This window comes from Selenomonadales bacterium 4137-cl (genome assembly GCA_032334055.1).
GTDB classification, from domain to species: domain Bacteria; phylum Bacillota; class Negativicutes; order Sporomusales; family UBA7701; genus Anaeroselena; species Anaeroselena agilis.
The window spans coordinates 319,892-344,989 of sequence record JAUOZS010000001.1 but is presented as its reverse complement, the minus strand read 5'-3'; the positions used below and the strand labels follow the sequence as shown (position 1 = coordinate 344,989).

General features: G+C 58.3%; 22 protein-coding genes, 3 tRNA genes and 1 riboswitch. Of the genes, 5 read left to right on the top strand and 20 right to left on the bottom strand.

Features of this window, described 5'->3' with window-relative positions; translation table 11 throughout:
• Window positions 1-71 precede the first annotated feature (71 nt).
• Window positions 72-458, bottom strand: a complete 387-nt coding sequence (locus Q4T40_01575) for a zinc ribbon domain-containing protein (GenBank protein ID MDT8899938.1) — start codon at window positions 456-458, stop codon at window positions 72-74.
• A gap of 352 nt (window positions 459-810) precedes the next feature.
• Between Q4T40_01575 and Q4T40_01570 the strand changes: the two genes are divergently transcribed.
• The gene (locus tag Q4T40_01570) at window positions 811-2,010 is read left to right on the top strand and encodes an MFS transporter (GenBank protein ID MDT8899937.1); all 1,200 of its coding nucleotides are present in this window, start codon (window positions 811-813) and stop codon (window positions 2,008-2,010) included.
• A 60-nt stretch (window positions 2,011-2,070) separates the two neighbouring features.
• On the opposite strand, the gene Q4T40_01565 is transcribed toward Q4T40_01570, so the two are convergent.
• Window positions 2,071-3,072, bottom strand: coding sequence for a potassium channel protein (locus Q4T40_01565; GenBank protein MDT8899936.1), 1,002 nt, complete (start codon window positions 3,070-3,072; stop codon window positions 2,071-2,073).
• A gap of 72 nt (window positions 3,073-3,144) precedes the next feature.
• Here Q4T40_01565 and Q4T40_01560 point away from each other — a divergent pair, with 72 nt between their 5' ends.
• Window positions 3,145-3,789: a lactate utilization protein gene (locus tag Q4T40_01560; protein ID MDT8899935.1), complete on the top strand. Its 645-nt coding sequence runs from the start codon at window positions 3,145-3,147 to the stop codon at window positions 3,787-3,789.
• Window positions 3,790-3,858: 69 nt separating this feature from the next.
• Here the strand turns inward: Q4T40_01560 and Q4T40_01555 are convergent, their stop codons facing one another.
• The 5 genes from Q4T40_01555 to Q4T40_01535 all read right to left on the bottom strand — a co-directional run bounded on the left by Q4T40_01555 (window position 3,859) and on the right by Q4T40_01535 (window position 5,777).
• Complete coding sequence (locus tag Q4T40_01555) at window positions 3,859-4,308, bottom strand: hypothetical protein (GenBank protein ID MDT8899934.1); 450 nt, start codon at window positions 4,306-4,308, stop codon at window positions 3,859-3,861.
• Window positions 4,309-4,523: 215 nt separating this feature from the next.
• Window positions 4,524-4,599 (bottom strand) — tRNA-Val (locus tag Q4T40_01550).
• A 3-nt stretch (window positions 4,600-4,602) separates the two neighbouring features.
• Window positions 4,603-4,677, bottom strand: a tRNA-Glu gene (locus Q4T40_01545).
• Between the two features lie 4 nt (window positions 4,678-4,681).
• Window positions 4,682-4,756, bottom strand: a tRNA-Asn gene (locus Q4T40_01540).
• A gap of 46 nt (window positions 4,757-4,802) precedes the next feature.
• On the bottom strand, window positions 4,803-5,777 hold the full coding sequence (locus tag Q4T40_01535; GenBank protein ID MDT8899933.1) for a D-glycerate dehydrogenase: 975 nt from the start codon (window positions 5,775-5,777) through the stop codon (window positions 4,803-4,805).
• 201 nt (window positions 5,778-5,978) lie between these two features.
• Between Q4T40_01535 and Q4T40_01530 the strand changes: the two genes are divergently transcribed.
• Window positions 5,979-7,091: an aminopeptidase gene (locus Q4T40_01530; GenBank protein ID MDT8899932.1), complete on the top strand. Its 1,113-nt coding sequence runs from the start codon at window positions 5,979-5,981 to the stop codon at window positions 7,089-7,091.
• Window positions 7,092-7,137: 46 nt separating this feature from the next.
• Here Q4T40_01530 and speE read toward each other — a convergent pair whose 3' ends face one another.
• The 7 genes from speE to Q4T40_01495 form a co-directional block, all read right to left on the bottom strand.
• Window positions 7,138-7,971 carry a polyamine aminopropyltransferase gene (gene speE, locus Q4T40_01525; protein ID MDT8899931.1) on the bottom strand — a complete coding sequence of 278 codons (834 nt, stop codon included), beginning with the start codon at window positions 7,969-7,971 and terminating at the stop codon, window positions 7,138-7,140.
• Window positions 7,972-8,070: 99 nt separating this feature from the next.
• Window positions 8,071-9,309 (bottom strand): Ger(x)C family spore germination protein, encoded by a 1,239-nt coding sequence (locus Q4T40_01520; protein MDT8899930.1) that lies wholly within the window; start codon window positions 9,307-9,309, stop codon window positions 8,071-8,073.
• Window positions 9,297-10,394, bottom strand: coding sequence for a GerAB/ArcD/ProY family transporter (locus Q4T40_01515; GenBank protein MDT8899929.1), 1,098 nt, complete (start codon window positions 10,392-10,394; stop codon window positions 9,297-9,299). Before Q4T40_01515 ends, Q4T40_01520 begins: the two co-directional genes overlap by 13 nt.
• A complete protein-coding gene (locus Q4T40_01510; GenBank protein ID MDT8899928.1) occupies window positions 10,391-12,265 on the bottom strand; it encodes a spore germination protein in 1,875 nt (624 codons plus the stop codon). The genes Q4T40_01515 and Q4T40_01510 overlap by 4 nt, the downstream gene beginning before the upstream one ends.
• 156 nt (window positions 12,266-12,421) lie before the next feature.
• On the bottom strand, window positions 12,422-13,300 hold the full coding sequence (locus Q4T40_01505) for a YitT family protein (protein ID MDT8899927.1): 879 nt from the start codon (window positions 13,298-13,300) through the stop codon (window positions 12,422-12,424).
• 186 nt (window positions 13,301-13,486) lie between these two features.
• On the bottom strand, window positions 13,487-15,091 hold the full coding sequence (locus tag Q4T40_01500; GenBank protein MDT8899926.1) for a (Fe-S)-binding protein: 1,605 nt from the start codon (window positions 15,089-15,091) through the stop codon (window positions 13,487-13,489).
• A gap of 3 nt (window positions 15,092-15,094) precedes the next feature.
• Complete coding sequence (locus tag Q4T40_01495; GenBank protein MDT8899925.1) at window positions 15,095-16,039, bottom strand: respiratory nitrate reductase subunit gamma; 945 nt, start codon at window positions 16,037-16,039, stop codon at window positions 15,095-15,097.
• 204 nt (window positions 16,040-16,243) lie between these two features.
• Between Q4T40_01495 and Q4T40_01490 the strand changes: the two genes are divergently transcribed.
• On the top strand, window positions 16,244-16,660 hold the full coding sequence (locus Q4T40_01490) for an EVE domain-containing protein (GenBank protein MDT8899924.1): 417 nt from the start codon (window positions 16,244-16,246) through the stop codon (window positions 16,658-16,660).
• Between the two features lie 46 nt (window positions 16,661-16,706).
• Here the strand turns inward: Q4T40_01490 and Q4T40_01485 are convergent, their stop codons facing one another.
• Complete coding sequence (locus tag Q4T40_01485) at window positions 16,707-18,692, bottom strand: methyl-accepting chemotaxis protein (protein ID MDT8899923.1); 1,986 nt, start codon at window positions 18,690-18,692, stop codon at window positions 16,707-16,709.
• 275 nt (window positions 18,693-18,967) lie between these two features.
• Window positions 18,968-19,222 (bottom strand): GlsB/YeaQ/YmgE family stress response membrane protein, encoded by a 255-nt coding sequence (locus Q4T40_01480; GenBank protein MDT8899922.1) that lies wholly within the window; start codon window positions 19,220-19,222, stop codon window positions 18,968-18,970.
• Window positions 19,223-19,463: 241 nt separating this feature from the next.
• Here Q4T40_01480 and Q4T40_01475 point away from each other — a divergent pair, with 241 nt between their 5' ends.
• The gene (locus tag Q4T40_01475; protein MDT8899921.1) at window positions 19,464-20,453 is read left to right on the top strand and encodes a hydroxyacid dehydrogenase; all 990 of its coding nucleotides are present in this window, start codon (window positions 19,464-19,466) and stop codon (window positions 20,451-20,453) included.
• Between the two features lie 37 nt (window positions 20,454-20,490).
• On the opposite strand, the gene Q4T40_01470 is transcribed toward Q4T40_01475, so the two are convergent.
• The 4 genes from Q4T40_01470 to Q4T40_01455 all read right to left on the bottom strand — a co-directional run bounded on the left by Q4T40_01470 (window position 20,491) and on the right by Q4T40_01455 (window position 24,750).
• On the bottom strand, window positions 20,491-21,267 hold the full coding sequence (locus Q4T40_01470; protein ID MDT8899920.1) for a tRNA threonylcarbamoyladenosine dehydratase: 777 nt from the start codon (window positions 21,265-21,267) through the stop codon (window positions 20,491-20,493).
• 137 nt (window positions 21,268-21,404) lie between these two features.
• On the bottom strand, window positions 21,405-22,247 hold the full coding sequence (locus Q4T40_01465) for a DUF2935 domain-containing protein (GenBank protein ID MDT8899919.1): 843 nt from the start codon (window positions 22,245-22,247) through the stop codon (window positions 21,405-21,407).
• A gap of 134 nt (window positions 22,248-22,381) precedes the next feature.
• The gene (locus Q4T40_01460) at window positions 22,382-23,650 is read right to left on the bottom strand and encodes an Nramp family divalent metal transporter (protein MDT8899918.1); all 1,269 of its coding nucleotides are present in this window, start codon (window positions 23,648-23,650) and stop codon (window positions 22,382-22,384) included.
• A 74-nt stretch (window positions 23,651-23,724) separates the two neighbouring features.
• A riboswitch (M-box (ykoK) riboswitch) is annotated at window positions 23,725-23,891 on the bottom strand.
• Between the two features lie 187 nt (window positions 23,892-24,078).
• The gene (locus tag Q4T40_01455; GenBank protein MDT8899917.1) at window positions 24,079-24,750 is read right to left on the bottom strand and encodes a TerC family protein; all 672 of its coding nucleotides are present in this window, start codon (window positions 24,748-24,750) and stop codon (window positions 24,079-24,081) included.
• Between the last annotated feature and the right edge of the window lie 348 nt (window positions 24,751-25,098).

Sequence of the window (25,098 nt, the reverse complement as noted above, 5' to 3'; positions counted from 1 at the left end):
GCGACAGATAGTATTATAACACACAGCCGGCTCTATGTCTAATGAAACCGGACAACTTTTTTTGTCAGTTTTTACTTGGGGGTTGCCGGCGCCTCGCAGTAGGGGCATGTCTTCCAGTCTCTCCGCAGCTCCTGGCCGCATTTCTCGCACTTCGGTTTCAGCGTATATCCGCAGTATGGGCAGCTCTTGAACTCTTCCTTGACCTTGCCGCCGCACATCGGGCAGTTCATCGTCTCCTCGACCGGCATGGAGTCGATGTCGATGACCTCGGCCGGACGTTTTACGGCCTTTGGTTTACGGCCGAAAATGAGATAGAGGGGAAGAAAGAGGATCATGAACGCGAAGGTGCCCAGCGCCCACATCAGGGCCGTGCCTGTTTCGTTGCCGAGGCGGCGCGAGTCGTTGAACACCCAGTAGGCGGCAAAAGCGGCGATGAGCAGGCTGGCGGTCATCCACATGCAGTGCTTCCCCCTTGTCAAGGCAATATCTTCTTAGATTATAGCATCCCGACGGCAACGAAGGCAACATAAAAGCCACGCCCGGCGGCGCGGCTCAAATTCGCTTCATGGTCAGAGAATCGCTTTCCAAAAAAACAGCGAAAGTACCAAAGCGGTGCCGATACTCTGCAGCAGCAGTCTGCCGATTTCGCCGATTGTCGCTCTCATTATTTCACCTGCCCTTTACCTGGTAGATGTTATTATTTTAACAGAATTTACTGATAATTGCAATTAGTTTATCAGCGTTTTCTAGCGCTGACAACGCGCCGCCGCTATAGTATAGTAATAATGTACGCGATAAGGAGTTGAGCAAATGACCGAGAAAATAGCCAAAGAACCTGTCCTGACATTACCGCTTATCCTCCTGGCCATCAGCCACGCGGTGACCGATCTTAGCCAAGGGGCGCTGCCCGTGCTGCTGCCCTTCCTCAAGACCGCTTTCAACCTGACATACGCTCAGGTAGGCATTATCGTAATGGCTCAAAATGTAACCTCGTCGGTTATTCAGCCAGCTTTCGGCTACGTCGCCGACCGCCTTTCGCTGCCGTGGCTCATCCCGGCGGGCGTGCTGCTGTCGGGGATCGGTGTCGCCGTCACCGGCCTGGTCGGCTCCTATTCCACTCTACTGGCCATCGTCATCATCACCGGCCTGGGAGTATCCGCCTTCCATCCCCAGGGGTCGAAAAGCGCCCACTTCGTAAGCGCCAGCAGCCGACGCGGCCAGAGTATGTCGGTGTTTTCCGTCGGCGGCAACTTCGGCATGGCGCTGGGAACGATTTTTATGGGCTTACTGCTGACCTTCCCCGGGGGCATGGGAAATACCATATGGTTCCTCCTCCCGGCCGGCGTCACCGCCCTTCTCGTATGGCTCAACCTGCCTCGCGTCTCGCCCCCGCCGGCGGCAGCAGCCGCCGGCAAAAAAGACCAGCCCCGCGCCCCCCTGCCCGTTTTCCTGCTGACCGTGCTCCTGGCCTTCATCCTTGTACGCACAACCATCCAGGCCGGCCTGACAACATTCATCCCTCTGTATTACGTCAATTATCTCGGCGGCAGTCCGGTCTACGCGGGTTACCTGTTGTCCGCCTTCATGATGGCGGGAGTCGTCGGAACCTTTGTCGGCGGTACGCTTAGCGACAAGTTCGGCCGCAAGACGCTCATCGTCGGCTCGATGCTGATATCCTGGCCGCTGCTCGCTCTGTTCCAGTTTACCAGCGGCTTCGTAACAGTCGTGCTCGCGGCCGTTACCGGCTTTACCCTGATCGCCAGCTTTTCGCCGCTGCTGGTGCTCGCCCAGGAAATAATGCCTGGCTACGAGGCCATGGCGGCCGGCCTTACTATCGGGTTCAGCATCGGCCTCGGCGGCATCGGCGTAACCGTGCTGGGCTATGTTGCCGACCACTTCGGCGTCCCCAGCGTCTTCAGCGTCATCTCCGTCCTGCCGGCTGGCACCATCGCCCTCGCCATGCTGCTGCCCGGCGGCTGGTTCAGGCGCGACAACGCGCCCGCTTCCTAAAAGCTGATAAAAAACAGAAGACCCATCCGCGCGGATGGGTCTTCTGTTTTTGGCCGGTTATCAGGCTTCGGCGCCTTTCGCCGCGGCCACAAGTTGCCCCAGGGAGGCGCGATGGCCGAGGACGATCATTATGTCCCCGGCGTCGATGACCATGTTGGCGCTAGGAGTGGTGATAAGTTCGTTGCCGCGCTTGACGGCCACGACGATCGAGTCGAATTTTTCCTTGATGCCGCTGGCGGCCAGCCTTACCCCCGCGAGCACCGACTCCGGCGAGACGGCGATCTCGGCGATATCCAGGTGAAGTTCCTGATTATAGAAGACGTTTTCCACAAAATCCATGATTACCGGCCTGGTAACGGCCGAAACCATCTGGCGTCCGCCCATCACCGACGGAAAAATCACAGTGTCGGCGCCGGCCCGCCGCAGCTTCTCCTCGGCCTCCGGCCGCTCGGCCCTGGAGACCACCCTCACCCGGGGATTGAGACTCTTGGCGGTTAGAGTGACATAGACGTTGTCCGCGTCGTGGGACAGGGTCGTTATCACACCTTTGGCCCGTTCGATACCGGCGGCCAGCAGCACTTCGTCGCGGGTGGCGTCACCGTGCACGGCCGTCTCCTTGTCTTCCATCAACAGCGCGTATGTCTCCTGGCTGTTCTCGATTACGACATAGTCGGCAGCTTCATGCCTGAGGCGCCTGATGACGTTGCCGCCGACCCGGCCGGCGCCACAGACGATAATATGGCCGTGCAGCGATGCGATCTTCCTGTTCATGCCCCGTCTCCCCATCAAGTTTTTCAACTGGCCCTCGACCACCAGGCCAAACAGGTATGTGAACGAGTAGTAGGTCATGCCGACGCCGCAGATGATCAGGACCATGGTAAAAACCTTGCCCGCCGCGGTTTCGGGCACGATATCGCCGTAGCCGACGGTGGCTATGGTGACGATTGTCATATAGAAGGCGTCCAGCGGCGACAGTTTCTCGACCGCCATGAAACCGGCCGTGCCGACCGCCAGGAGAACGATGAAGGCCGCTAAGATAAATTTAAGACGGTCAGAAGTCATGGGGCTCACCTCGAAAGGGTATTATCCCCCGAATGCCGAAAATATCCGTATAATTTCCTAAGGAGGTACGATATGAACGATTTCAAAGCCTGGCACAATGACACCCTTGGCGCCAAGGCCGTCGAAGCCCTGTCCAAGAACAACTTCCAGGCAGCGTACGTCAAGACCCGCCAGGAAGCCGTCGACAAGGTGCTGAGCCTTATCCCCGCCGACGCCACCGTTGGTATTGGCGGCTCGTGGACCAACGGCACCGAGCTCGGCCTCCCCGCTATCCTCGCAGACCGCGGCAACACCCTCTACAATCACGGCAAGCCCGGCCTGTCCCCCGAAGAGGCTGTTGCCATCCGCCGCCAGCAGCTTTCCTGCGATGTTTTCCTTACCGGCACGAACGCGGTCACGCTGGACGGCAAACTGGTCAACGTCGACGGGAGCGGCAACCGGGCAGCGGCCATGATCTTCGGGCCGAAAAAGGTCATTATCGTCGTCGGCGTGAACAAAATCGTCCGCGACGTGGAGGAGGCCGAACGGCGCATCGAACTCTACGCCGCCCCGATCAACAACAAGCGGCTGGGCAAGACCAACCCTTGTACCGTCACCGGCATGTGTATGGATTGCCAAAGCCCCGGCCGCATCTGCAACGTTACCACCATCATCCGCAAGCAGCTGCCTTTCACCGAAACCCATGTCATCGTCGTCGGTGAGGAGCTTGGCTTCTAGACGGCTCCGGCCGCTTGCCCCAAGTAATCAGGAAGAAGGTGCTCTTTGTAAAGAGCACCTTCTTTTTTCTTACCCTTTTAGTTCAAGCAGCCTGTTTGTTCTGTCGATAATGTTTTCGCTGCTCCCCCGGGGAACAGCCGCCTCATAACGTTTAGCGGCCTCGGCCACCAGTTCGGGGTCGATGCTCGTCGGCACGGCCAGGATGCGCTGGATGCGGGCGGTGAAGTCGTTGGCCGAAGCGGCGGGGTCGTCGCTGACGCCCGCGTCCTTTTTGCCGGCGGCGATGTTGTATTTGGTCAGATCTTGGCCGAGGATCTGGCTGGCTGCCGCCATATCAGCGTTGCGCAGCGCCGCCTTGAAGTCGTTCTTGGCCTGCCCGGGCAACTGTTTGTAACCCTTCAGCACCGTTTCCCGTTCGTTCTCAGGGAGTTTCGCCTTCAATTCCCGGATTTCCCGCGCTTCGCCCTTGCCGAGCGAGCCGATGGCCGCAGCGCCGAGCAGTATGCCGAAAATGTTCATATTATATACCTCCCGGTATATTATTCCAGACCAACATATTGTGTTTCTTCGCCAAAAAAGCCCTATTTCCTGCCTGAAACCACAAAATAGGCCCTAGAGTACGATTATTGCCCTGAATCCGGGGAGCATAAGTCGCCTTCAACGCAAGAACGGCTTATCCTTGCGGATAAGCCGTTCTTGCGTTGCGGACGGCCGCAACCCCTTATTCACTCAGTTGGTGGGCGATGACAGGATCGAACTGCCGACATCCTGCTTGTAAGGCAGGCGCTCTCCCAGCTGAGCTAATCGCCCGAATGGTGACCCGTAGGGGACTCGAACCCCTGTTCCCGCCGTGAAAGGGCGGTGTCTTAACCGCTTGACCAACGGGCCATTCTGGCTCCTCGAGTAGGACTCGAACCTACAACCCCGCGGTTAACAGCCGCGTGCTCTACCATTGAGCTATCGAGGAACAACGTAAGTTATTATAGCCTATCGCCGCCATACTGTCAAGGCATTTATCTTTTCCGCGCCTCGGGATTGAGGCAATTTGGCGGCAGATCGTTCCGCAGCGCGGCCAGGATGTTGCGGCAGGCCATGCGGGCTATGCCGGTGCGGCACTCGAGCGTAGCGCTGCCGACGTGGGGAGCGAGAACGACATTGTCCAGCTTAAGCAGGCCGGGTTCGACCTGCGGTTCGCGCTCGAACACGTCGAGGCCGGCGGCGGCGATCGCCCGCGCTTCGAGGGCGTCCACAAGCGCTTTCTCGTCAACGACCGGACCGCGGGCCGTGTTGACGAGGACGGCCGTCTTCTTCATCATCGCCAGCTCGGGCGCGCCGATCAGGTGGCGGGTCTGTTCGGTCAGCGGCACATGGAGGGAAACGAAGTCCGACTCGCGGAGGAGGGTGGGTAGCGGTACGAACCGGCCGCCGACGGCTTTTTCGAAATCCGGTTTGGGGGAATTGGCGGTATACAAAATGTCCATATTAAAGCCGAGAGCGCGCTTGGCCATCGCCAGGCCGATACGCCCGCCGCCGACGATGCCCAGCATGGCGCCCGACACGTCGCGGCCAAGCATGAAGAGCGGCCCCCAACTGTCCCATTGCCCCGCCCGCACCAGGCGGTCGCACTCCCCCAGCCGGCGGGCCGCGGCCAGCAGCAGCGCCCAGGCCAGATCGGCGGTCGCGTCGGTTACTACGTCGGGAGTGTTTGTGACCCAGATGCCGTGGGATGTGGCGGCGGCAACATCGATATTGTTGTAGCCCACGCCGAAGTTGGCGACGACGCGGCAGCGGGGAGCGGCGGCGAACACCGCCTCATCGATACGGTCGCCGACAGCCAGAATAGCGTCGCAAGCCCCGACGGCTGCCAGCAGTTCCTCGCGGCTGAACGCCTCGTTTTCGGCCGGCCTGACTATCCGGCATTTTTCCGCCAGCGTATCGGTGAAGGAATCGGGTAGCCAACGGCTTAGTACAACGGTCGCTTCGTCCATTATAATCACCTCCCTTACATTGTATCAAAAGCGGCTGTTTCCCGCCAACTTGTTCTTCGCGGCAGGGATAAGGGCGGAAGCGGGAAAATATAAATGGAGTAGATCGCGCGGGCGCCTCCGCAGGGAGGTTCCCGCCCGTAAGACCGCTAATGCGCGGCGGTAAAAAGGGCCATATTCGGCCGTAAACGAGGAGGAATACCCTTGGATCCCAGAATCCACACCTTAGCCCAAAACCTTGTCAACTATTCCACCGCCCTCGCTCCCGGTGAGAAAATCCTTATCGAAACGGTCGACGGAGCCCTCCCGCTGGCCAAAGCAATCGTCGACGAAACCTACCGGGCCGGCGCCATCCCCTTCCTCAGCGTCAAGAACAGCCAACTGCTCCGCGCCCTCCTCCGCGGCGCCTCGTCCGACCAACTGCGCTTGACCGGCGAATGGGAGGCGGCGCGGATGAAGGCCATGGACGCCTATATCGCCATACGGGCCAGCGACAACATCAGTGAGATGGCCGATGTGCCCGCCGACCAACTGCAGCTCTACCAGCAAAACTGGGTCAAACCCGTCCACCTCGACATCCGCGTGCCTGATACCAAGTGGTGCGTCCTCCGCTATCCGGGTCCCTCGATGGCCCAGCTTGCCGCGATGAGCACCGAGGCGTTCGAGGACTTTTATTTCCGCGTCTGCACCCTCGATTACGAGAAAATGGCGGCCGCCATGGATCCCCTCGTTGCCCTGCTCGAACGCACCGACCGGGTGAGGATAACCGGCCCCGGCACCGACCTGACCTTCTCCATCCGCGCCATCCCCGCCGTTAAATGCGCCGGCCGGCGCAACATCCCCGACGGCGAGGTGTATACCGCGCCGGTGAAGGACTCCGTAAACGGCGTTATCAGTTACAACGCTCCCGCCGTCTTCCAGGGCTTCACCTACGAGAACATCCGCCTCGAATTCCGCGACGGCAAGATAATCGGCGCCACCGCCAACGACAACGAAAAAATCAACAAGGTCTTCGATACCGACGAGGGCGCCCGGTATGTCGGCGAATTCGCCCTCGGCGTCAACCCCCACATCGAACGGCCGATGAAGGACACCCTTTTCGACGAAAAAATCAGCGGCTCGTTCCATTTCACTCCCGGCAACGCCTACGAAAAAGCCTTCAACGGCAATAAATCGGCTATCCATTGGGACCTGGTCTGCATCCAGACCCCCGCTTACGGCGGCGGCGAAATCTATTTCGACGACGCGCTCGTCCGCAAGGACGGACGATTCGTGCCGGCGGAGCTGCAGGGACTGAATCCGGAGAATCTTGTCTAGGTGCATTAAAAGCTAAAAGCTGCCGGCTTCAAGCCGGCAGCTTTTATTATTTGAACAGTTCCTGGACGAACGTCGGCAGCGCGAAGGCGCTCTTCTGCAGTTCCTTGTTCCAGTAGCGGGTCTTCAGGTCGGGCAGGGTGGCCGTGTCGACGGCCAGCGGGTCATATTTCTTGGAGCCGACAGTGAAACAGTGAGTACCGCCAGGATAGAGGGGAATCTGGGCCAGGTAGGTCCTGGTTATGGGGAAAATGTTCTCGATATCCTTTCTGAGGCGCTTGAGAAGCGACTGATGGTAAAAGGGCGACTCGGTCTGCTGCACGAACAGGCCGTCCGCCTTGAGAGCCCTGTAGCAATCGGCGTAAAATTTGCTTGTGAACAGGCCTTCCCCCGGCCCGATCGGATCTGAGCAGTCGACGATGATGACGTCGTAGTTGTCTTCGGCCTGGGCCATATGGTCGATGCCGTCGCCGATTTTCAGGTGGAACTTGTCATGACCGTTTATCAACACGGTGCTTATCTCCGGCAGGAACTTTTTGCACACGTCGACGACCGCCCCGTCGATCTCCACCATCTCCACCCGCTCCACTCCCGGGTGGCGCACGACCTCCCGCGCCGTGCCGCCGTCGCCGCCACCGATGATGAGCACGTTCCGGGGGTTGGGGTGAACGAACATCGGCACATGGGCGATCATTTCGTGATAGATGAATTCATCGAAAATGCTGGTCTGGAAAACGCCGTCCAAAGCCAGCATGCGGCCGAACTCGAACGTATCCAGCACGGCGATTTCCTGGAAATCGGACTTGCCCACATAGAGCGTCTCCTTGACCCTGGCGCTCAGGCTAAGGTCCTTGGTCTGGAATTCGCTGTACCAAAGTTCCATGTGTAGATGCCTCCTTGAAGTATTCTCTCCTCAGCTTGCTCCGTACTGTTAAATTTAGCATAATTTGCCGCCAGGGGAAAGGGTCTGGCGAAAAAAACATCATTGCCGCTTGCGGATTGGCGTGGTCTTCCACATCAGGCCGGTGCGGCGGAGCTGGGTCGTAACCCGGACACTCACCTCGGCGGCCGGGTATTTGCCGTCAAAGTCGAACCTGCGGAATTCGTCGTAGGTAGCGAACCGCGAGCGCAGGTATTTGCCAAAATTCACGGGGTCGCTCCCCAACTGCTGGGTGTAGCGGATCAACTTCTCGATATCCGCGCGGACGACGGCCGAGACCTGGTCCTCAAGCTGCTGGTTATACCCGGCGTCCTCATAGTTTATGCCGCTGCCGATGCTTGTCACCTCGCCCTCCAGCATGATGTCCACATCGATTACTACCCGGCCGTCGGCAAGGGTTACATCGATCTTTGGGCTGCGCCCGGGGCGCAAATTGATATTGACGCTGCTTTTCGGCTGGAGAGGGTCCTCGACGGTGATATAGCCGTGACGGAATTCACCGGTAAGCATCGCCAGCATCCGGGTCTCCTCGCTCGTCAGTTTGCCGACCATCTTGTCGCCGCGGAACAGCGCCGTACCGATGACCTGCCCCGGGTTGCCACCCCGCACGTCTATTTCTCCCGGCAGGTACTCCCCCGTTTTTTCGCCCGCGGCCGGCTCCACCGACGGCGGCCTTTTACCCGTCTTTATGCCGGAAAGAGTGGCGTAGGGGCTGCCGCTGCCCGCCTTGAGGCGGACGTAGAAGTCGTGGAGAAAGGTGCGCGGGTAATACCCCGTTTCGCCGCTGGTGCTCATCATCCCCTCCAGCCAACGGGTCGGCAGCTTCTCGAGCGGCGGCTTGTTGGCGCGGATTAGCTTCTCCGCCGTGGTGCCGTCGGCGACATGGATGAACATCGAGCCGCGGAACTCGCGGAAGCGCAGCAGCGGGCCGATGGCGTCCCCGATTCCCTTGCGGGCCAGCTCTTCGCCGATGACGACCACCTTGACGTGGACCATGCTGGGGGCGCGGGCCGTCTGGGAGTTCAAGAGGTCGCGGGCGACCGCCAGCGACGGGGCATTGATCGTTAGTATCGGGGATATTTCCCCAGCGCCGCCTTTGCCCCCCTCTCCCCCCAAAGCCGACGGCTTGGCTACGCGGTAGGTGACGTTCAGCTGCCCGCCGGGGGCGGCGTCGATGCCTACCGTCAGTACGAAGGCCACTTCGTCCGTTTCCTGGGAGCCGTTGCAGCCGGCGGTCAACAGCGCAGCCAGCAGGCAGGCGAGGGTAATCAGCCTGACCATGTCCGTTTCCTCCTTTTCCTGATATACGCCACCGCGACCAGCAGCAGCGGCCCGCCGAACACCCCGGCGCTCAGAAGCAGCACAAGGCTGCCGTCCGCTTTTATAACAGCGCTCAAGTCGGGGGGGATTACCGCCAGGTTGACCACGATCATGGCGACGGCCGGCACCAGCGGCCTGATGCTGGGGAGGCCCAACGGCCGGGCAATGAGGTAGAGGGCGACGAAGATGTCGATGGCGATCGCCAGGAGGCCGGTGATCACCCAGATTATTATGAACAGCGCTTCGATGTGCTGTATGTAGCGGCTTAGGTATACGAGCCGCGACATCTCGTAGAACGGCAGCGTCTTCTCCATTCCGTCCCCCACCCCGAAGGCCAGCAGAAAGAAGAAGATGACCACGGTGCGCAACAGGGCGCTGACGCCGCCGCCGTAAAACGCCGCCGTCATCATCGTGGCCGGTTTCTGAAAGCTGGGCGCCAACACGAACAACAACAGGGCGCCCAGGTTTAGGCCGACCAGTTCCAGACCGCGGCCGACGGCCACGCCGACGCCCGCTCCCTGCCAGGGGAGCAGGCGGTAGAAATCGTAAAACGGGGCCAGAAGAATAATGACGGCCGCGACGCCGCCGGCGATGAAGGGCAGCATCAGGTAGGCCGAACGGGCGATACCCTCGATGCCGAAATATACCAGCACCGAGGCGAACAGGATGTACCAGAATATGATCATTCGGAATTCTGCGCCCGGCAGGGCGGTCAGCAGCGTGTTCTCGGCGAACTGGCGCAGCAGCGACGCCGCGTCGAGGATGAACAAGGCTGTGTAAAAGATCGCCATCGCCCATGCCCCGACCCGCCCGAGCAGGCGGTCGCTGACGGTGTACAGGTCGCCGCGGACGCGGGCGGTCACGCCGGCCAGCAGGTAGAGCACCGCCAGGGCCGCCACCCAGTTTATGAGCGGCGCTATCCAGGCGAGGTTATGCATGCTCGAAATCGTCACCGCCGGCGATGTCAGAAAAACCCGCGGCAGCATTACGATATATGTCAGGCCGATACCCTCGGCGACACCCATCCGTCCCGGCTGGTAGCTCATTTGTCATCTTCTCCCGCCGGCAGTCCCTGCTCCCATTCCCGGCTGTTCTTCGCCTGACGGCTCGGATCGAGGGGATTGAGGGCGTCGGGGCGGCGTTCGCGCTGCCACGCCGCGCCGCGCACGACGACATCCAGTCCCGCGACCGTCCTGGGAGCGACCGGCACCATATACGGTACGCCGAACGACTTCATGCTGCACAGGGCGACTGTCATCACCAGCATGCCGGACGCCAGGCCCACAAGTCCCATGGTCACCGACGCCAACAGCAGCCCAAACCGGCTGAGGCGGGCGAAGAGGGCCATCCGAAACTCGGGGATGACCGAAGACGCCAGCCCGGTGATCGCCACCAGAATGACGATGATCGGGCTGACGATCCGGGCCGCAACCGCCGCCTGACCGAGGATGATCGCCCCGACAATGCCGATCGTCGTGCCGAGCATGCCGGGGATGCGAATCCCCGCCTCGCGGATGAGCTCGAAGGATACCTCCATCATGAAAACCTCGAACCAGGCCGGGAACGGCACTTCCTCGCGGGCGGCGGCGATCGCGAGCGCCAGCTCGGACGGCAGCGCCTCCTGGTGGAAATAGGTGAGGGCGATATACAGGCCGGGGAGGATGGTCGAAATGAGCGTGCCGAAAAGGCGCAGGAAACGGAGGAAATTTGCCGCCGCCGGCTGAAGGCTGAAATCTTCGCCCGAATGGAAGAAGGTAAAGAAAAGGGCGGGCACCACCAGCGCGAACGGCGATCCTTCGAGGATGATCGCCACCCGGCCTTCGGATAGATGGGCGGCCACCCGGTCGGGGCGCTCGGTGGAAAGGGCCTGCGGCAACGGCAGGATGAAACGGTCGCCGATGAACTGCTCCAGGAGCCCGGAATCATTCAGGTAGTCGGTGTCCACCTTTTTGATGCGACGTTTTACCTCGGCGACGAGCTTGGGATTGGCCACCGATTCCAGATACATCACCGCGCAGTTCATCCGGGTGCGGGCCCCCACCGGGATAAGTTCGGTGACGAGGTCGGTCGCCCGCAGCATCGACCGCACCAGGGCGGTGTTCACCCGCAGATTCTCGCTGAAGCCCGCCTGCGAGCCGCGGATGGTCTGCTCGGTCATCGGCCGGTCGACGCCGCGGTGTTCCCAGCCTTTGGTCTCCACCTGCAGCGCTTCGACCGCGCCGTCGAAAAAAATGACTGTGTCTCCCATATTGATGGCGGCCTGAACATCGCGGAATTTGCCGACCTGCTTGACCTGGCTGCCGGGAAGCAATTGCTCGCTGATCTGCTTGAGAAGGCCGTCCCCGCTTAGTTGCCGTCGTTTGTCGGCCAACAGCATCAGGGGCTGAATGACGCCCAGGGTGACAAATTGGCCGTTGGTCAGGCCCTCCATGAAAACGAGGGTCGCTTTTAACGGCGGCTCGGTGCCAAGCATGATGTGGCGCATCACCACATCTTTGTTGGCAGGCAGACGGTAAAGCCTCTCGACAATTTTCCTGTTCTCCTCCAGGCTTGTGCTCACCGGCCGCTCCGCCAGGTTGTCGGCGGTGGCGTCATAGGCTAGAAGGACCGGCCGCAGTTCGGCCCATTGCTTCTCCAGCGCCGCGCATTCGGCCCTGAGGGTCTCGCCCTCCTCCACCCAGGCCCCTCCGGTCAGCGCGGCTTGCACCTTGGCCATGGTAGTCTCAAGCCTTCGCCCGTAACGGGCAAGAGCCGCAAGTTCGGCAGCGGAGGTTTTTAGTCCTTTTTCCTCCGCTGCCTCACTACGTCCGTCGTCGGCCCCTTCCCCCAGGACAAAGCGGCTGGGCTCGGTTGGCGGCCTGTATACCAACAGGCGTTTCACATTTCTGAGTATCTTGAACTGCGTGTTTTCTTCCACTGTATGCCACCTTCGGGAAATGCTTGCTGCTGTTCCTATTCTTCCCGGCCGTGGGCAATATATCCGGCGGAAGGCGGCGACAAACACAAACCGGCGGGCTCTCGCCCGCCGATAAACGAATTCGACATATTTCCTGATGCTAACTCACTGCTGAGACTATTCCTCACTGCGGTACTTCGGCAGACTGAACCCGTGACCAAGTACCTCCACCGCGTCCTGAACGATCATCAGGGCATGGCAGTCGATGGCGTCCACGATCGGCTTGATTTTTGCCATCTGGGTCAGCGTTACCACCACGAACACCACCTTCTTGTCCTCGCGGGTAAAGGCCCCCTGTCCCTGAATAAACGTTACCCCGCGTCCGACCTCGTTCATTATCGCCGCCGCGATCGTTTCGCCGCAGTCGGATACGATCAGCACCGTCTTTTTGGTGTTGAAGCCGGCGATAACCTTGTCAACCGTCACTGCGCTCAGATACATCGCTATCAGCGTGAACATCGCCGGCTTGGCGCCGAACAGGAACGCGGCCACCGTCATCAGGACGCCGTTGATGCCGAGCAGCACGGGACCGGCGTTAATCGCGAAATATTTCTTAGCCAGTACGACAACTATATCTGTGCCGCCCAGGCTGCCGTTAAAACGGAAGACGATCCCCGATCCGATGCCTGACACAAGTCCGCCGTAGACGGCAGACAGCAGCGTGTCGTCCACCGCCGGGCTGGCGGTGAGGAAGCTGGTGGCGTCGATCGAAGCGGTGAACATGATCAGCCCGTAGAGGGCGCACAGGAAGTAGGACCTGTCCATGAAGCGGTACGCGGCGTAAAAGAGCGGAATGTTGAAAACCGCGATCATCATACCGATCGGCCAGTCGACGAGATAATGGAGGATCATGGCTATGCCGGAGATACCTCCGCTCAGCATGAAATGCGGTACGAAAAACGCGTTGATGGCGATGCCGCATATAAGCCCGCCGACGCCGGTGAACACATACCGCGTTGCCTCGCGCCGCCACGCTGCTTTTGCCGCTAATCGCATACTGTTCCCCCCAGGAAAGGTAAAATAAGGCTGGCTGTTAGCCGACTTATATTATATAGGTTGCCCAGCCGCAGCGCAATATCATGGTAAAGAACACGCCCGCACATACCGTTATCCCGAAAGGCGAAGGCTGGCTAGAACGCTCCATCTGCATGGATTTTAGCCAGCCTCCGAAGTATCGGTTTTTTAAAACTCGTCTTCCCAGGAAACGAACGGTTTCTCGATATCCACCATCGCGTTGACCATCAGTTCGACCAGGCCGCCGTAGATGATGTTGTACTTGTCGCGGAACCCGTAGTACTCCATGAGGGCGTCGCGGGCGGCGCCCTTGCAGTTGGAGCAGGGGGCGCAGTAGTATTTGGGGATGGAGGGATCGAGGCAGTCGCTGAAAGCCTCCAGCACCTGCTTGGCCTTCATGCGTGAGGCCACGCTGTCCCGCCACTCGGGGAAATTCATGGAGTTCATTACCGCAAAGCCGCTGCCGCCGCCGCAACAGTAGTTCATCACGCCGGCGTTGGGCATTTCGCGGAAGCAGCCGGGCGGAGTGATGGCCTTAAGAACGTTGCGCTGCGGCGAAACGATGCCCATCAGGCGGACCATGTTGCACGGGTCATGGAGCGTTATCGGGAAATTATTCTTGCTTGGATCAAACTTGATCGCCCCACTGGTGACGATCTGCTCAAGCAGCGGCAGGCAGCCCTCGCGGGGAATGGCCAAATCGCCTACGCATACCCGGTCGGCAATTTCGACGAGGGCTTTGGTAGCGTGACCGCACTCGCCGACAACAATCCGCCTCACACCGAGCTTCTTGGCCGCCTGTACCTGGGCGACAGCCACGCGGGCAAACTGGAAATCGTCATACCATGTGCCGTAGTTGACCCCTTCATAGCCCATCGATTCGCTCGACAGCGTCCAGTCGATGCCGGCGGCGTCGAGGAGGATGGCGAAAGCGGCCGGATTCTCGGGCCAGGAAACGAATTCCCCGGCGTTATGGATGAGGAGAATGTCGGCGCCCTTCTTGTCGATGGGTATTTTTATCCGCCGGCCGATTCTCTCTTCGATGTCGTCTTCAATAAACTCAATGGTGTCGAGGAAAGCAGCCGGCGTCATGCCTGTCGAGGAACCGGTCTGCAGGTGACGCATCGTGCCGCCCTTATGAACGCCCTCGGAAGCTATGCCGAGTTCCTGGCTGAACAGCTTTCTCAGTTCGCGGTTCATCAGGCCGTTGTCGACCCCGACCGGGCAGGTGGCGGCGCAACGGCGGCAGATGGTGCAGCGGTAGGTCAGTTCGGCGAGACGGTAGATGGTCCGCCAGTTGAGTTCGACGTCTGCGCCGACGAAGCTGCCTAGCAGGCGTCCCTCGGTGGTGAAGTAGCGCTGATATATTTTACGCAGCAGTTCGGAGCGGTAGTTGGGACGGTAGATGTCCTGGCGCCCGCTCTCCACATAAACCGGGCATGCTTCGTTGCAGGTGTTGCAGCGCACGCAGTAATCGGTGCTGAGCGCGGTCGGCTGCATGAACGTCCAGTTGTTCTCCTTGGTGAACAGCTTCTCCAGGCCGCGAAGAAACTTGTTGACGAGTTCTTCCTCCGCTTCCTTGGTGGCCGGCGGCGTAAGGGCGAGAGCCGAGAAACCGTCGAGGGAGAGATCGTATTTTTCCTTCCATTCCGGTTTAACTTGCTTGAACGGCCTCTCTTCGTAGCCGGGAACCGGGTCGAGGTCGGTTACGGCCAGCGGGCACAGCACCTCGGCCGGCTTCGCCATGTCCTTAAGACGAACTTTATGTTTCATAGCCTATTTTCCCTCCTCCTTCGGCTTGGCCGGGTTGGTCGTTGCCTGCTCCAGCCAGGAGCCGCCGGATTTCAGGTGGGGAGCCGACCATTCCGCTTTGAAATGCAGGTACCCGCCGATCGTTTTGTCGAGGCTGCCGCCGGCGACAAGCGGCTCGTCGTCCCACATGATGTTATGGTAGAAGAAATATTTGGCGGCGAAATGCAGCATGCGGCTGAAAGGCAGATAGATAAGGAAGATGCCGAGCAACAGCGCCTCAAAGGTCATGATCGGAGGCAGGACTGCCGGTTTAAAAACGTAGAGTGAGGCTACGTATCCCCTGGCAAGCACGAACGAGGGGTCTTCGACCAGCCAGGCGACCAGCCCGACCCCGAAAAGGGCGATGAGCAGATACAGGTTTAGGAACGTCACCGGCGATGAGAAGTCCTTTAGGTCTTCGTCGGTATAGCGCATCCACAGCAGGCCAAGGCATCCGAAGAGGCCGAGAACAAGCCCGGCCGCCCCGGCCAAGATTGTCGCGGCGTTGAGCGCCTGGGCCCAGAAAACCGTCGAGGCTCCGGAAACCTTAAGACCGACGATCAGTTCCAGGAGGGCGCCGAATTTCACGAGGCCGATCCAGCCGATGATAAGATAGAAGCCGGCATGCATGGGGTAAGAAAAGTTCCACATTTTGCGGTTATACAAAAAGGTCCTCTTCAGAAGGAAAATTTCCTCAGCCATTTCGGCCAGCTCATAGGCAAGGTGAACGGCGCGGGGCTGCTTCCAGAACTCGACCTTTTGAAACACCGACCCTGCCGGCCCCTCATGCGCGATCGGATAAAGATCCCATCTGAGGTGACGGGGCATCGAAGCGATAGTGACAACCTTCTTCAGGGTAACGGCAACGAAGATGATGACGGCCAGATACATGAATGGTCCGGCGATGAGCCAGCTAAAGGTTTCACCCATAGGCGTAGTCCTCCCGTACTGATTATTCACTTCAATTGTAGCAGACTGACCCCCTACATGATATGTGGTATTTGTCACAAACTCATAGAGGAAAGTTATAACCTGATAAGTAATAAGTTGACGGAAATTCCCGCCAGAAACCGGCAGGGCGGCGACGACGGGGCGGGGAATACTATCTTCAGGGACAACCGGAGGTGTTTGCGAATGGCCTTTTGGCTGATGAAAACCGAACCTGACGAATTCGCCTATGACGACCTGGCTCGCCTGGGGCGCGACCGCTGGAACGGGGTGCGGAACTTCCGCGCCCTCGCCTTTATGAGGCGGATGGCGACCGGTGACCTTACTTTCATTTACCATACCGGCAAGGAAAAAGCGATCGTCGGCGTCGCCGAAGTCGTCGCGCCGGCGTATCCCGACCCGAACGTAGACGACAAGCGCTTTGTGGTCGTGGATGTGGCCCCGCGTTACCGCCTGCCGCGACCGGTCACGTTGCGCGAGATCAAGAACGACCAGGCGTTCGCAGCCTGGGAGCTTGCTCGCCTCCCCCGCCTGTCGGTCATGCCGGTGCCGCCGGAGCTCTGGCAACGGATACTGGATATGGCAAAGATAACGCCTGCCTAAAAACTAAACCCCCGGGACAATTACCCGGGGGTCGCATATCACTGCGTCAAATTCTGAATCTCATCACCATTGCCTGCAGTTCACCCGCCATAGTCGCAAGCTCACGGCTCGACGCGGCGATTTCCTCAAGAGAGGCCGACTGTTCCTCAGTGGCGGCTGAGACCGTCTCAGCCTGACCCATCGTGTCCCGGCTGATTGCCCTGATCCCTTCTACGGCCTTGACCGTCTGCTCACTGTCGCCGGCAAACCCGTTTATAATGGTTGCCACCTCTCCCGACCGGGAGGATACTTCGCCCACAAGCCGGACTATGCTCTGGAACGCCTGCCCGGCCGTAGTCACCAATACCGCCCCCTCGCCAACCTCCCGCGTGCCCTTTTCCATCGCCGTCACCGCTTGGGCGGTTTCCGCCTGGATGCCGCCGATTAGGTCGGCAATTTGCCCTGCGGCTTGCTGAGACTGTTCGGCAAGCTTCCGCACCTCTTCGGCCACCACCGCGAACCCTCGGCCCAGTTCGCCGGCCCTGGCCGCTTCGATGGCGGCATTGAGGGCGAGCAAGTTGGTCTGGCCGGCTATATCGGTTATCGTATCGATTATTTGACCGATTTCCTCGGACTGTTCGCCCAACTTGGCGACAACCGCCGCCGAATCGTTGACCGTAGTCTCGATCCGGGCCATCTGGGAAACCGCCGCTTCGACCGCCTGACCGCCTTCGCCGGCAGATTGCGCCGCCTTACCGGCAAGGTCTGCAGCCGTCCGTACATCGGTTGCCATTTGTCGAACGCCTGTCGACATCCGGTCAACCGTCTCGGCGGTAACAGTTACAGCTTCAAGCTGCTTTCCGGCACCGGCCGCCACCTCGGTAATCGACGCCGCCACCTGCCCGGAGGCCTGGGCCGATTGTTCGGCGCTGGCGGTCAGTTCCTGGCTGGACGCGGCCAGTTTGTGAGCCAGGTCGCTGACCTGTGAAACCAGCGCCCTTAAATCGGCAACCATTTTGTTGAAACTGGCGGCCAGCGTCCCGATCTCATCGCGCGATTCCACCGACACAGCGCGGGTAAGATCGCCGCCGGCGACCAGAGTGACACCCTCGACCAGACGTTGGACCGGGCCGGCAATCCCCCTGGCCAGAATAAAGGCGAACAGTGCCCCGAGACCTATGGCGACGACGGCGATGGCGCCGATAACACCCACCATTTTGTTGCGCTCGCGTGTCATTTCGGAGATATTCTGTCCGGCGAAGATTACGCCGATAGGTTTGTTATCCACCCCAAACAGCGGCATATAGGCGGTAACATACTGCATGCCGAGAATGTCGGCTTTTCCGGTATACTTCTTGCCCTCGCCAAGCACCTTCGCAGCGATCTCCCCGTAGAGCTTTGTCCCCACTAGGCGTTTCCCGTCCTTTATAATCGTGGTCGACACCCGCTCATCGCCCAGGAACAGCGTGGCGTCCGTGCCAAAAAGCCGCTTGACTTCGTCGACGATTTTATCGTTGCTGACGGTAAAGCCGGGTGTTATCACGCCAACTACTTTCCCCTCGGCATTCTTTACCGGCGCCCCGGCACGGACGGATAGCCGTATAATCGTGCCTGGCTCAACGGCGGAAAAGATACTGCCTTGAAGGGCCTGTCGAACATTGGCCTGATTGGCAACGCTGTCGCCAGTCTTAGGGTCGTGCGTTCGGGCGATGACAATCCCTTTTGCGTCGCTGACTGTTAGCGAGTCAACACCCGTCCGTTTAGCCACCGGCCCCAGCAAGCGGACTACGGCGGCGGTGTCCCTGGCCTCGATGGCCTGACCAATGCCCGGATATGCGGCCATTATTGCCGCACCGGCCGCCGCCTGCTTTTTATAGTCCTCCAACAACGATGCCAGTCCTTCCATACCTTGTTTAGCGACTGTTTCATGCGCTTTTTCCATATTGTCACTGAAAAAGTAAAACGCGGGCAACGCTGTCGCTAATACAGCGACAGCGACAAGAACAATGATATATCCCGCCAGCTTCTGTTTGATCCCCACCGACAAATTCATTTGATCGCCTCCTTGGTATTACTGATGTTTTCTACTAATCATTGCAAATATCCTACTTATTTTACAAAATTTTCAAAAAACTGTTTTTCTGTCGTATTTTGTCTATATTGATTATCATCCATAATATTCCAAAATAAATCACTCTACCGACCGGCCCCGGGCGCAGACTTACTTTCTTACGCCAGGTCGCCTGAAGCCGCTTCTAATCTGAAGTAAAATATGCCCACAAAAAAAAGGCGCCCCCATAGCAGAGAGCGCCGGTCTGGTAGTTCAGACTATTTGCTTGCTGTCGCCCGCGGTTTGCTGAACAGCCTGAGCACCCACAAAAACAGCAGTGCTCCGACGGTACTGGTGACGAGGGCGCCGATCATGCCGTAGGCGGTTATTCCCAGAAGGCCGAATACGAAGCCACCAACCAGGGCGCCCACGACGCCGACCGCCATATCGCCCCACAGGCCGAAGCCACCGCCGCGAAAGATCTGGCCTGCCAGCCAGCCGGCAACTACGCCGATAATTAAAAACCACACTATTTGACTGAAATCCATTTATTTAGCGCTCCTTTCATGTATCGCCATAATGGCGATACAATCCTACTATTACCTGAGTTTACATCTTTTATACAAAATAAGCCCTGATTCGGGGAATATTTTCCCAGGAGACCACGGAGGGTAAACAGTCGCGGCGGAGAATATAAACAAGGCGGTAGCTTCTTACACCCTCCGCGCCAATGTAAAAGCCTTTTAGGCAAAGGCGATGATAGGAGGAAGACAAGTGAACATCATCGTTACGGAGAGAATCGCCGAGGTCGGCATATACTACCTCAGGGAAAACGGGTTTTCCGTCGAGGCTTGCCTCGGTATTTCGCAAGCCGAACTCCTGAAAATCGTTTCCCGTTACGACGGTCTGATCGTCCGCAGCGTCACCAGGGTGGACGAGGAACTGCTGGCAAATGCAAAAAGACTGAAAATCGTCGGACGGGCGGGGAACGGTCTTGACAACATCGATCTGCCGGCCTGTACCCTGCGCGGCATACCTGTTGTCAACACCCCGGCCGCCAACGCGATGTCTACGGCTGAGCTCGCCGTCGGCCTCATCTTCGCCGCCTTCCGCAATATCCCCCAGGCTTATCGCGCCGGAAAAGCGAATGATTTCCGCCGCACCGTTTATTCGGGCAACGAACTCCACGGCAAGACCGCCGGCATAGTCGGCCTCGGCCTCATCGGCTCGTTGGTGGCGGATAAACTTAAAGCCCTGGGCCTCAAGGTCGTCGCTTACGACCCATATATCGCTGATTCCCGGTTTGACGATCTGAAAGCGGAAAAATGCGAGACGCTGGCGGAACTTCTCCGCCGGGCCGACGTCATCAGTCTTCACGTACCCAAGACCCCCGAAACGGCCGATCTCATCGGCGCCGCGGAGCTCGATCTTTGCAAGCCGGGAGTGAGGATCGTCAGCACCTCCCGTGCCGGTATAATCAACGAACGGGCTCTCCACACGGCTCTGCGCAGCGCTCATGTTGCCGCCGCCGGGCTGGATATTCTCGACCCGGAACCGGACTTCGAGTCGGCGCCAGGCGAACAGGATTACCGGCACCCGCTACTGGAACTCGACAACGCCATCATTACCCCACATATGGGCGGATCGACCGAAGAAGCCGAACACACCATCAGCATGACTCTTGCCCGCTTGATTACAAAAGCTTTTACCGGTCAACCCATAACCGCGGTGAACGATATCGCTCGCCTATCCATCTTCCGGTAAAATCGCACAACAGTAAAAGGCACCGCGTGAGCGGTGCCTAAGTTGTTATTTCGCTTCCCTCGCGATGAATCAAGTCCTTCACTACTTCCCCCGCCAGTATCAGCCCCGCCACCGAGGGTACAAACGCGATGCTGCCAGGTATCTGCCGCCTGGTTGCACATGTGCGAGTCGTGCCTGGCGGGCAGACGCACCCGGTAACACAATTCGCTTCCTCGTTATCCTTGGGCGCGAGCGGCTTTTCCCGCGAATACACGACCTTAAGCGTCTTGATACCGCGCCGTTTGAGCTCGTAACGCATTACCTTGGCCAGCGGGCAGACGGAGGTGCTAAAAATATCCGCCACCTCAAACTTCGTCGGATCAAGCTTGTTACCTGCCCCCATGCTACTGATGATGGGTATGCTCCGCTCCGTAGCTCTGACCGCAAGGTCGATTTTGGCTGTTACGGTGTCTACCGCGTCAATAATATAGTCGTAGTCGTCGGCGAAGAGTTCCGCCGCAGTCTCGGGCAGGTAGAACTTCTGGTGGACGACAACCTCGGCGTCGGGATTAATGTCCAGCACTCTGTCACGCATCACGTTCACTTTCGGCTTGCCGATCGTCTTCATCGTCGCGTGGAGTTGCCGGTTGATGTTTGTCAGACATACGCAGTCATCGTCGACGAGAACCAATTTTCCGACCCCGCAGCGCGCCAGCCCCTCGACCGCGAAAGATCCAACCCCGCCGACGCCGAATACCGCTACTTTTTTCGTTGCCAGACAGGCAAGCGCCGCCGGCCCGACGAGCAGTTCCATCCGGGAATAACGGTGTAGCATAGCCCCACCCTTTCACAGAAGAGTTACCATTAAAATATCCGCCACAATACGAAAATACACCGTCATCGCCCGAAATCCCTTTTCGGGCCGTAGCCGGCAGCAAGTTGAAAGGCCTCCGCTCTTTGCGGAGGCCCTGGTCAATCGTCCTCATCTGCATCTTCATCCTCATCCTCCGCCGCATCATCCTGAAGAAGACACCGCCGGATCATTTCAAGCACGACCAGGCAATGCTCACCCTCACGGCGGATATGCTCAGCCAGCAACGGCGGGATGGTCGAAACCGCGGTGCAGCAAGTCACCAGACTTTCCGTTGCGGTAAAATATTCTACAGCTTCGCTGACAGCAACCCTTAGGTCCTTTTCGAACCGGACCAGCTCGTTGTTAGGCCGGTAATGCCATAGCATGCTGCCAAGATCGCGGGCCTGAAGGCTAAGGCAGTCGAATTTACCGCCCAATATCTTGGCCCGACCGACCAGGGCCCGTTCCGATGGATCTATAAGGTCGCGGACAAATTTCAGGTGGTCGCCGATGCCGCGGACCCAGAAAATATTCTCGCTCACCATGGCATCAACCGGAAACTCCATTCCGCAGCCGGTGAATTTTTTGAGCAGTTTCCGGCAATAAAGCGCCTCACGCGACAAGTGATCGACGAAAAGCGGGTAAAGGCAACTGCCGCATAACCGGCAATCTATAAGCAAATGGAGAATATGCCGGTTAAAGACGAAAAACCTCCCGACCGCCACCGTGGCCACCATGACAAGGCGGTTTATCTCCTCCTCGCACGACGCCCTGCCGAGCCTGTCTTCCAGATCGTCGAAAACGCCCAAGAATCCCTGTGCTTCTATCTTCAGGTTCCCTTCCTCGCAAGGAAGGCCGAGCTCGATAAACTGCGCGTGATCGCGCATGATCCTCAGCCAAAAACACACTTCCGCCAGGGCAGGCGGCGGGAAAGGCTTGACGCCGCGGCAGAATATATCCATACTTACCCCTCATTCTTCTCGTTTTACTATATTTTATGTCATTCCCCCCCAGGTGTGCCCGCTCGGCGCCAGAGGCAAACGAAAAGGAGACATGAAGTAAGCTTCACGTCTCCTTAGATGGCCTTGTTTTTCGGCTAGAGCGCCAGACGGTCGAGCAGGCGTTCCACCAAGTCGGGCGCCACTGTCCCGGCGAGCAACAGAACGGTAAGGGCGATAATCAGGCCGGCAAACGCCCAGGCCACGAGGTTATAGAGGGGCGAATTGCGGTACTTGCCCATGATCTTGGCATTGCTGGCGATAAGCACCATGAAGATCAGCACCGGCACAAGCAGGATGCCGTTTACCACCTGGGTGGTCAGCATGACGTGGTAAAGGGATAAGCCGGGCCACAGCACCAGCATGGCGCTGAAAACGATGATGGCGGTGTACAAGCCGAAAAATACCGGCGCCTCTTTGTAAGATTTGCTGATGCCCCGCTCGAAGCCGAAGGCCTCGCAGATGGCGTAGGAGGTGCTGAGCGGAAGGATGAATGCCGCGAGCATCGACGCGCCGAATAGGCCGAAGGCGAATAGGAAGGACGCGTATTTCCCGGCAAGTGGTTCCAGGGCGATAGCCGCGTCAGCAGCCGATTCGATGGGGATGTTGTTCACATGAAGGGTCGCGGCAGTCGCCACCACGATGAAAAAAGCGATAAAACCGGTGAAGAAGGCTCCGACAAGTACGTCCCAGCGTGTATAAGCATACATTTTGGCAGATATTCCCTTGTCGACGATCGTCGCCTGGACGTAAAACTGCCCCCAGGGTGTGATCGTCGTACCGATGATGCCGATAACCATCAACAGATACCCCGGATCGTGCGAAAGCGCAGGTGGCGTTGCAGCCACGGCTATCACTTCCCGCCAAGGCGGATCGACGATCAATCCGGAAACGACGTAGCTGAAAAAGGTTAGGCAGAGTGCGAAGAATACCTTCTCGATCCGCGAATAATCGGCTTTCAACACCAGCCGCCAAACGATAAAGGCGATTACCGGCACCGATATATAGCGGCTGACCCCGAATATCTCAAAACTTGTGGCAATACCGGAAAACTCCGACACGGTCGTGCCGATATTGGCCACCATAAGGACCGTCATGGCGAAGAAAGTCCACTTAACCCCGTATCGTTCACGAATAAGGTCTGAAAGGCCGCGGCCGGTCACCGCTCCCGTGCGGGCGGAAATCTCCTGGACGACGGTAAGAACTAAGATGCTGACGAATAGCACAAACAGCAGGCTATAGCCATACTTGGCCCCGGCCGCCGAATAGGTGGCGATGCCGCCGGCGTCGTTATCGGCAAATGCGGTAATAATTCCCGGGCCCATTACGGCGAGAAAAAGAGCCAGCCTTTCCTTCATTCTTTTCATATCCACGCCGGCACCTCCCCCGTCGCAATAAAAGACCTTCCCTACGGAAGGTCTTTTATGATCATAAAAAGTGCGACCTTCCCTACTCGTCGAGTTTTAGCACTGCATAACGTAGAGCATACTCTCAGCCACATTAGGTAAAACCTTACGCCGGCAATACCTGTTATACCCATTGGCGTCTCTCGACGTTTCCGGGCAGTGGCCTCTGTTTATGCAGGAGCCTCACCTAACAGAGAAATGATCGGTTTTCTTTTTCATTATATGCCTCTACACGAGAAAGGTCAATCATTTGCGCAGAAAATGAGTTAAAGCGCCGCAAAACCGCCGATATTCCCAAATTAAGCCTCAAAACGGACTCATTTAGACTCAATAACTGAAACAAAGACCAGACGGAAACCACTCCGCCTGGTCTTTGTATCGCTTTGATCCTATTCCGACTGTTCGGCGGGTTCCATCCCCCGACGGCCCTTAATCTTCAGCCAATAGCCCGCGGCGACGACTCCAACGGTAAGGACCACCTCGATCGCTAATGCATAAGCGGTAAGCATTGCGCCGATAGCGGCATCGCCGATAACCATCTTGGCAGCCGTCCACCCCAGGACCGCCGCTCCAGCGTAGATTATTATCGGGAAGCGGTCCATGAGGCTGAGGATAAGTTGGCTGCCGAACACGACCAGCGGGATGCTCATCGCCAAACCGATGCCCAGCAGCATCCAGTTGCCGTTCGCCACACCGGCGATAGCGAGAACGTTATCGAGACTCATGATAACATCGGCGAACAGAATGACCTTGATGGCTTCACTAAGGCAGGCAGCCTCATGGCATTTAACCTCCCCTTTGTCGTCGGCGATTAGCTTTACGGCTATATAAAGCAGAGCCAAACCGCCCGCGAACTGCAGATACGGTATTTGCAGCAGATACGCCGCCGCCAGGGTCAGTACGACCCTGAGGATGACCGCGCCAAGGCTCCCCCAAAATATGGCCTTTCTGCGCTGATCGCGAGGCAGGTTTCTACTTGCCAGAGCTATCACCACCGCGTTATCGCCGCTGAGTATAAGGTTGATAAGCATGATGCTCCCCAATGCGGCTAATAGTTCCATCGAAACAACCCCCATTCATGATTGATTTTCGAAACCAGCGCTGTCGCCTTGACGCCCGTCATCATGGACTCTCCCTGTATTCGTCGAGCGAAAACAAAAAGAGACCTTTAGTATGACAGACGCCATACTAAAGGTCTCGCCAATTGGCCGGTGAAAACCCTCCAACGACAGAGCCAGGTATTGCTACCGGATTGGTGACTCTGCCCTAACGGCTACTCCCCTTCAGTAATCTTTATACTACCTTAACGACTACCCTGTGTCAACAGGTAACATTCGCGCATGCCGGCCATTCTTCCCGTAAGAAATGCACCTTTTACCATCGTAACCATTTAGCATTCGCAATCATAT

Coding starts and splice junctions, on each gene's coding strand:
- Q4T40_01575 (MDT8899938.1), bottom strand. CDS start 458: ATGTGGATGACCGCCAGCCTGCTCATCGCCGCTTTTGCCGCCTACTGG.
- Q4T40_01570 (MDT8899937.1), top strand. CDS start 811: ATGACCGAGAAAATAGCCAAAGAACCTGTCCTGACATTACCGCTTATC.
- Q4T40_01565 (MDT8899936.1), bottom strand. CDS start 3,072: ATGACTTCTGACCGTCTTAAATTTATCTTAGCGGCCTTCATCGTTCTC.
- Q4T40_01560 (MDT8899935.1), top strand. CDS start 3,145: ATGAACGATTTCAAAGCCTGGCACAATGACACCCTTGGCGCCAAGGCC.
- Q4T40_01555 (MDT8899934.1), bottom strand. CDS start 4,308: ATGAACATTTTCGGCATACTGCTCGGCGCTGCGGCCATCGGCTCGCTC.
- Q4T40_01535 (MDT8899933.1), bottom strand. CDS start 5,777: ATGGACGAAGCGACCGTTGTACTAAGCCGTTGGCTACCCGATTCCTTC.
- speE (MDT8899931.1), bottom strand. CDS start 7,971: ATGGAACTTTGGTACAGCGAATTCCAGACCAAGGACCTTAGCCTGAGC.
- Q4T40_01520 (MDT8899930.1), bottom strand. CDS start 9,309: ATGGTCAGGCTGATTACCCTCGCCTGCCTGCTGGCTGCGCTGTTGACC.
- Q4T40_01515 (MDT8899929.1), bottom strand. CDS start 10,394: ATGAGCTACCAGCCGGGACGGATGGGTGTCGCCGAGGGTATCGGCCTG.
- Q4T40_01505 (MDT8899927.1), bottom strand. CDS start 13,300: ATGCGATTAGCGGCAAAAGCAGCGTGGCGGCGCGAGGCAACGCGGTAT.
- Q4T40_01500 (MDT8899926.1), bottom strand. CDS start 15,091: ATGAAACATAAAGTTCGTCTTAAGGACATGGCGAAGCCGGCCGAGGTG.
- Q4T40_01495 (MDT8899925.1), bottom strand. CDS start 16,039: ATGGGTGAAACCTTTAGCTGGCTCATCGCCGGACCATTCATGTATCTG.
- Q4T40_01490 (MDT8899924.1), top strand. CDS start 16,244: ATGGCCTTTTGGCTGATGAAAACCGAACCTGACGAATTCGCCTATGAC.
- Q4T40_01485 (MDT8899923.1), bottom strand. CDS start 18,692: ATGAATTTGTCGGTGGGGATCAAACAGAAGCTGGCGGGATATATCATT.
- Q4T40_01470 (MDT8899920.1), bottom strand. CDS start 21,267: ATGCTACACCGTTATTCCCGGATGGAACTGCTCGTCGGGCCGGCGGCG.
- Q4T40_01465 (MDT8899919.1), bottom strand. CDS start 22,247: ATGGATATATTCTGCCGCGGCGTCAAGCCTTTCCCGCCGCCTGCCCTG.
- Q4T40_01460 (MDT8899918.1), bottom strand. CDS start 23,650: ATGAAAAGAATGAAGGAAAGGCTGGCTCTTTTTCTCGCCGTAATGGGC.
- Q4T40_01455 (MDT8899917.1), bottom strand. CDS start 24,750: ATGGAACTATTAGCCGCATTGGGGAGCATCATGCTTATCAACCTTATA.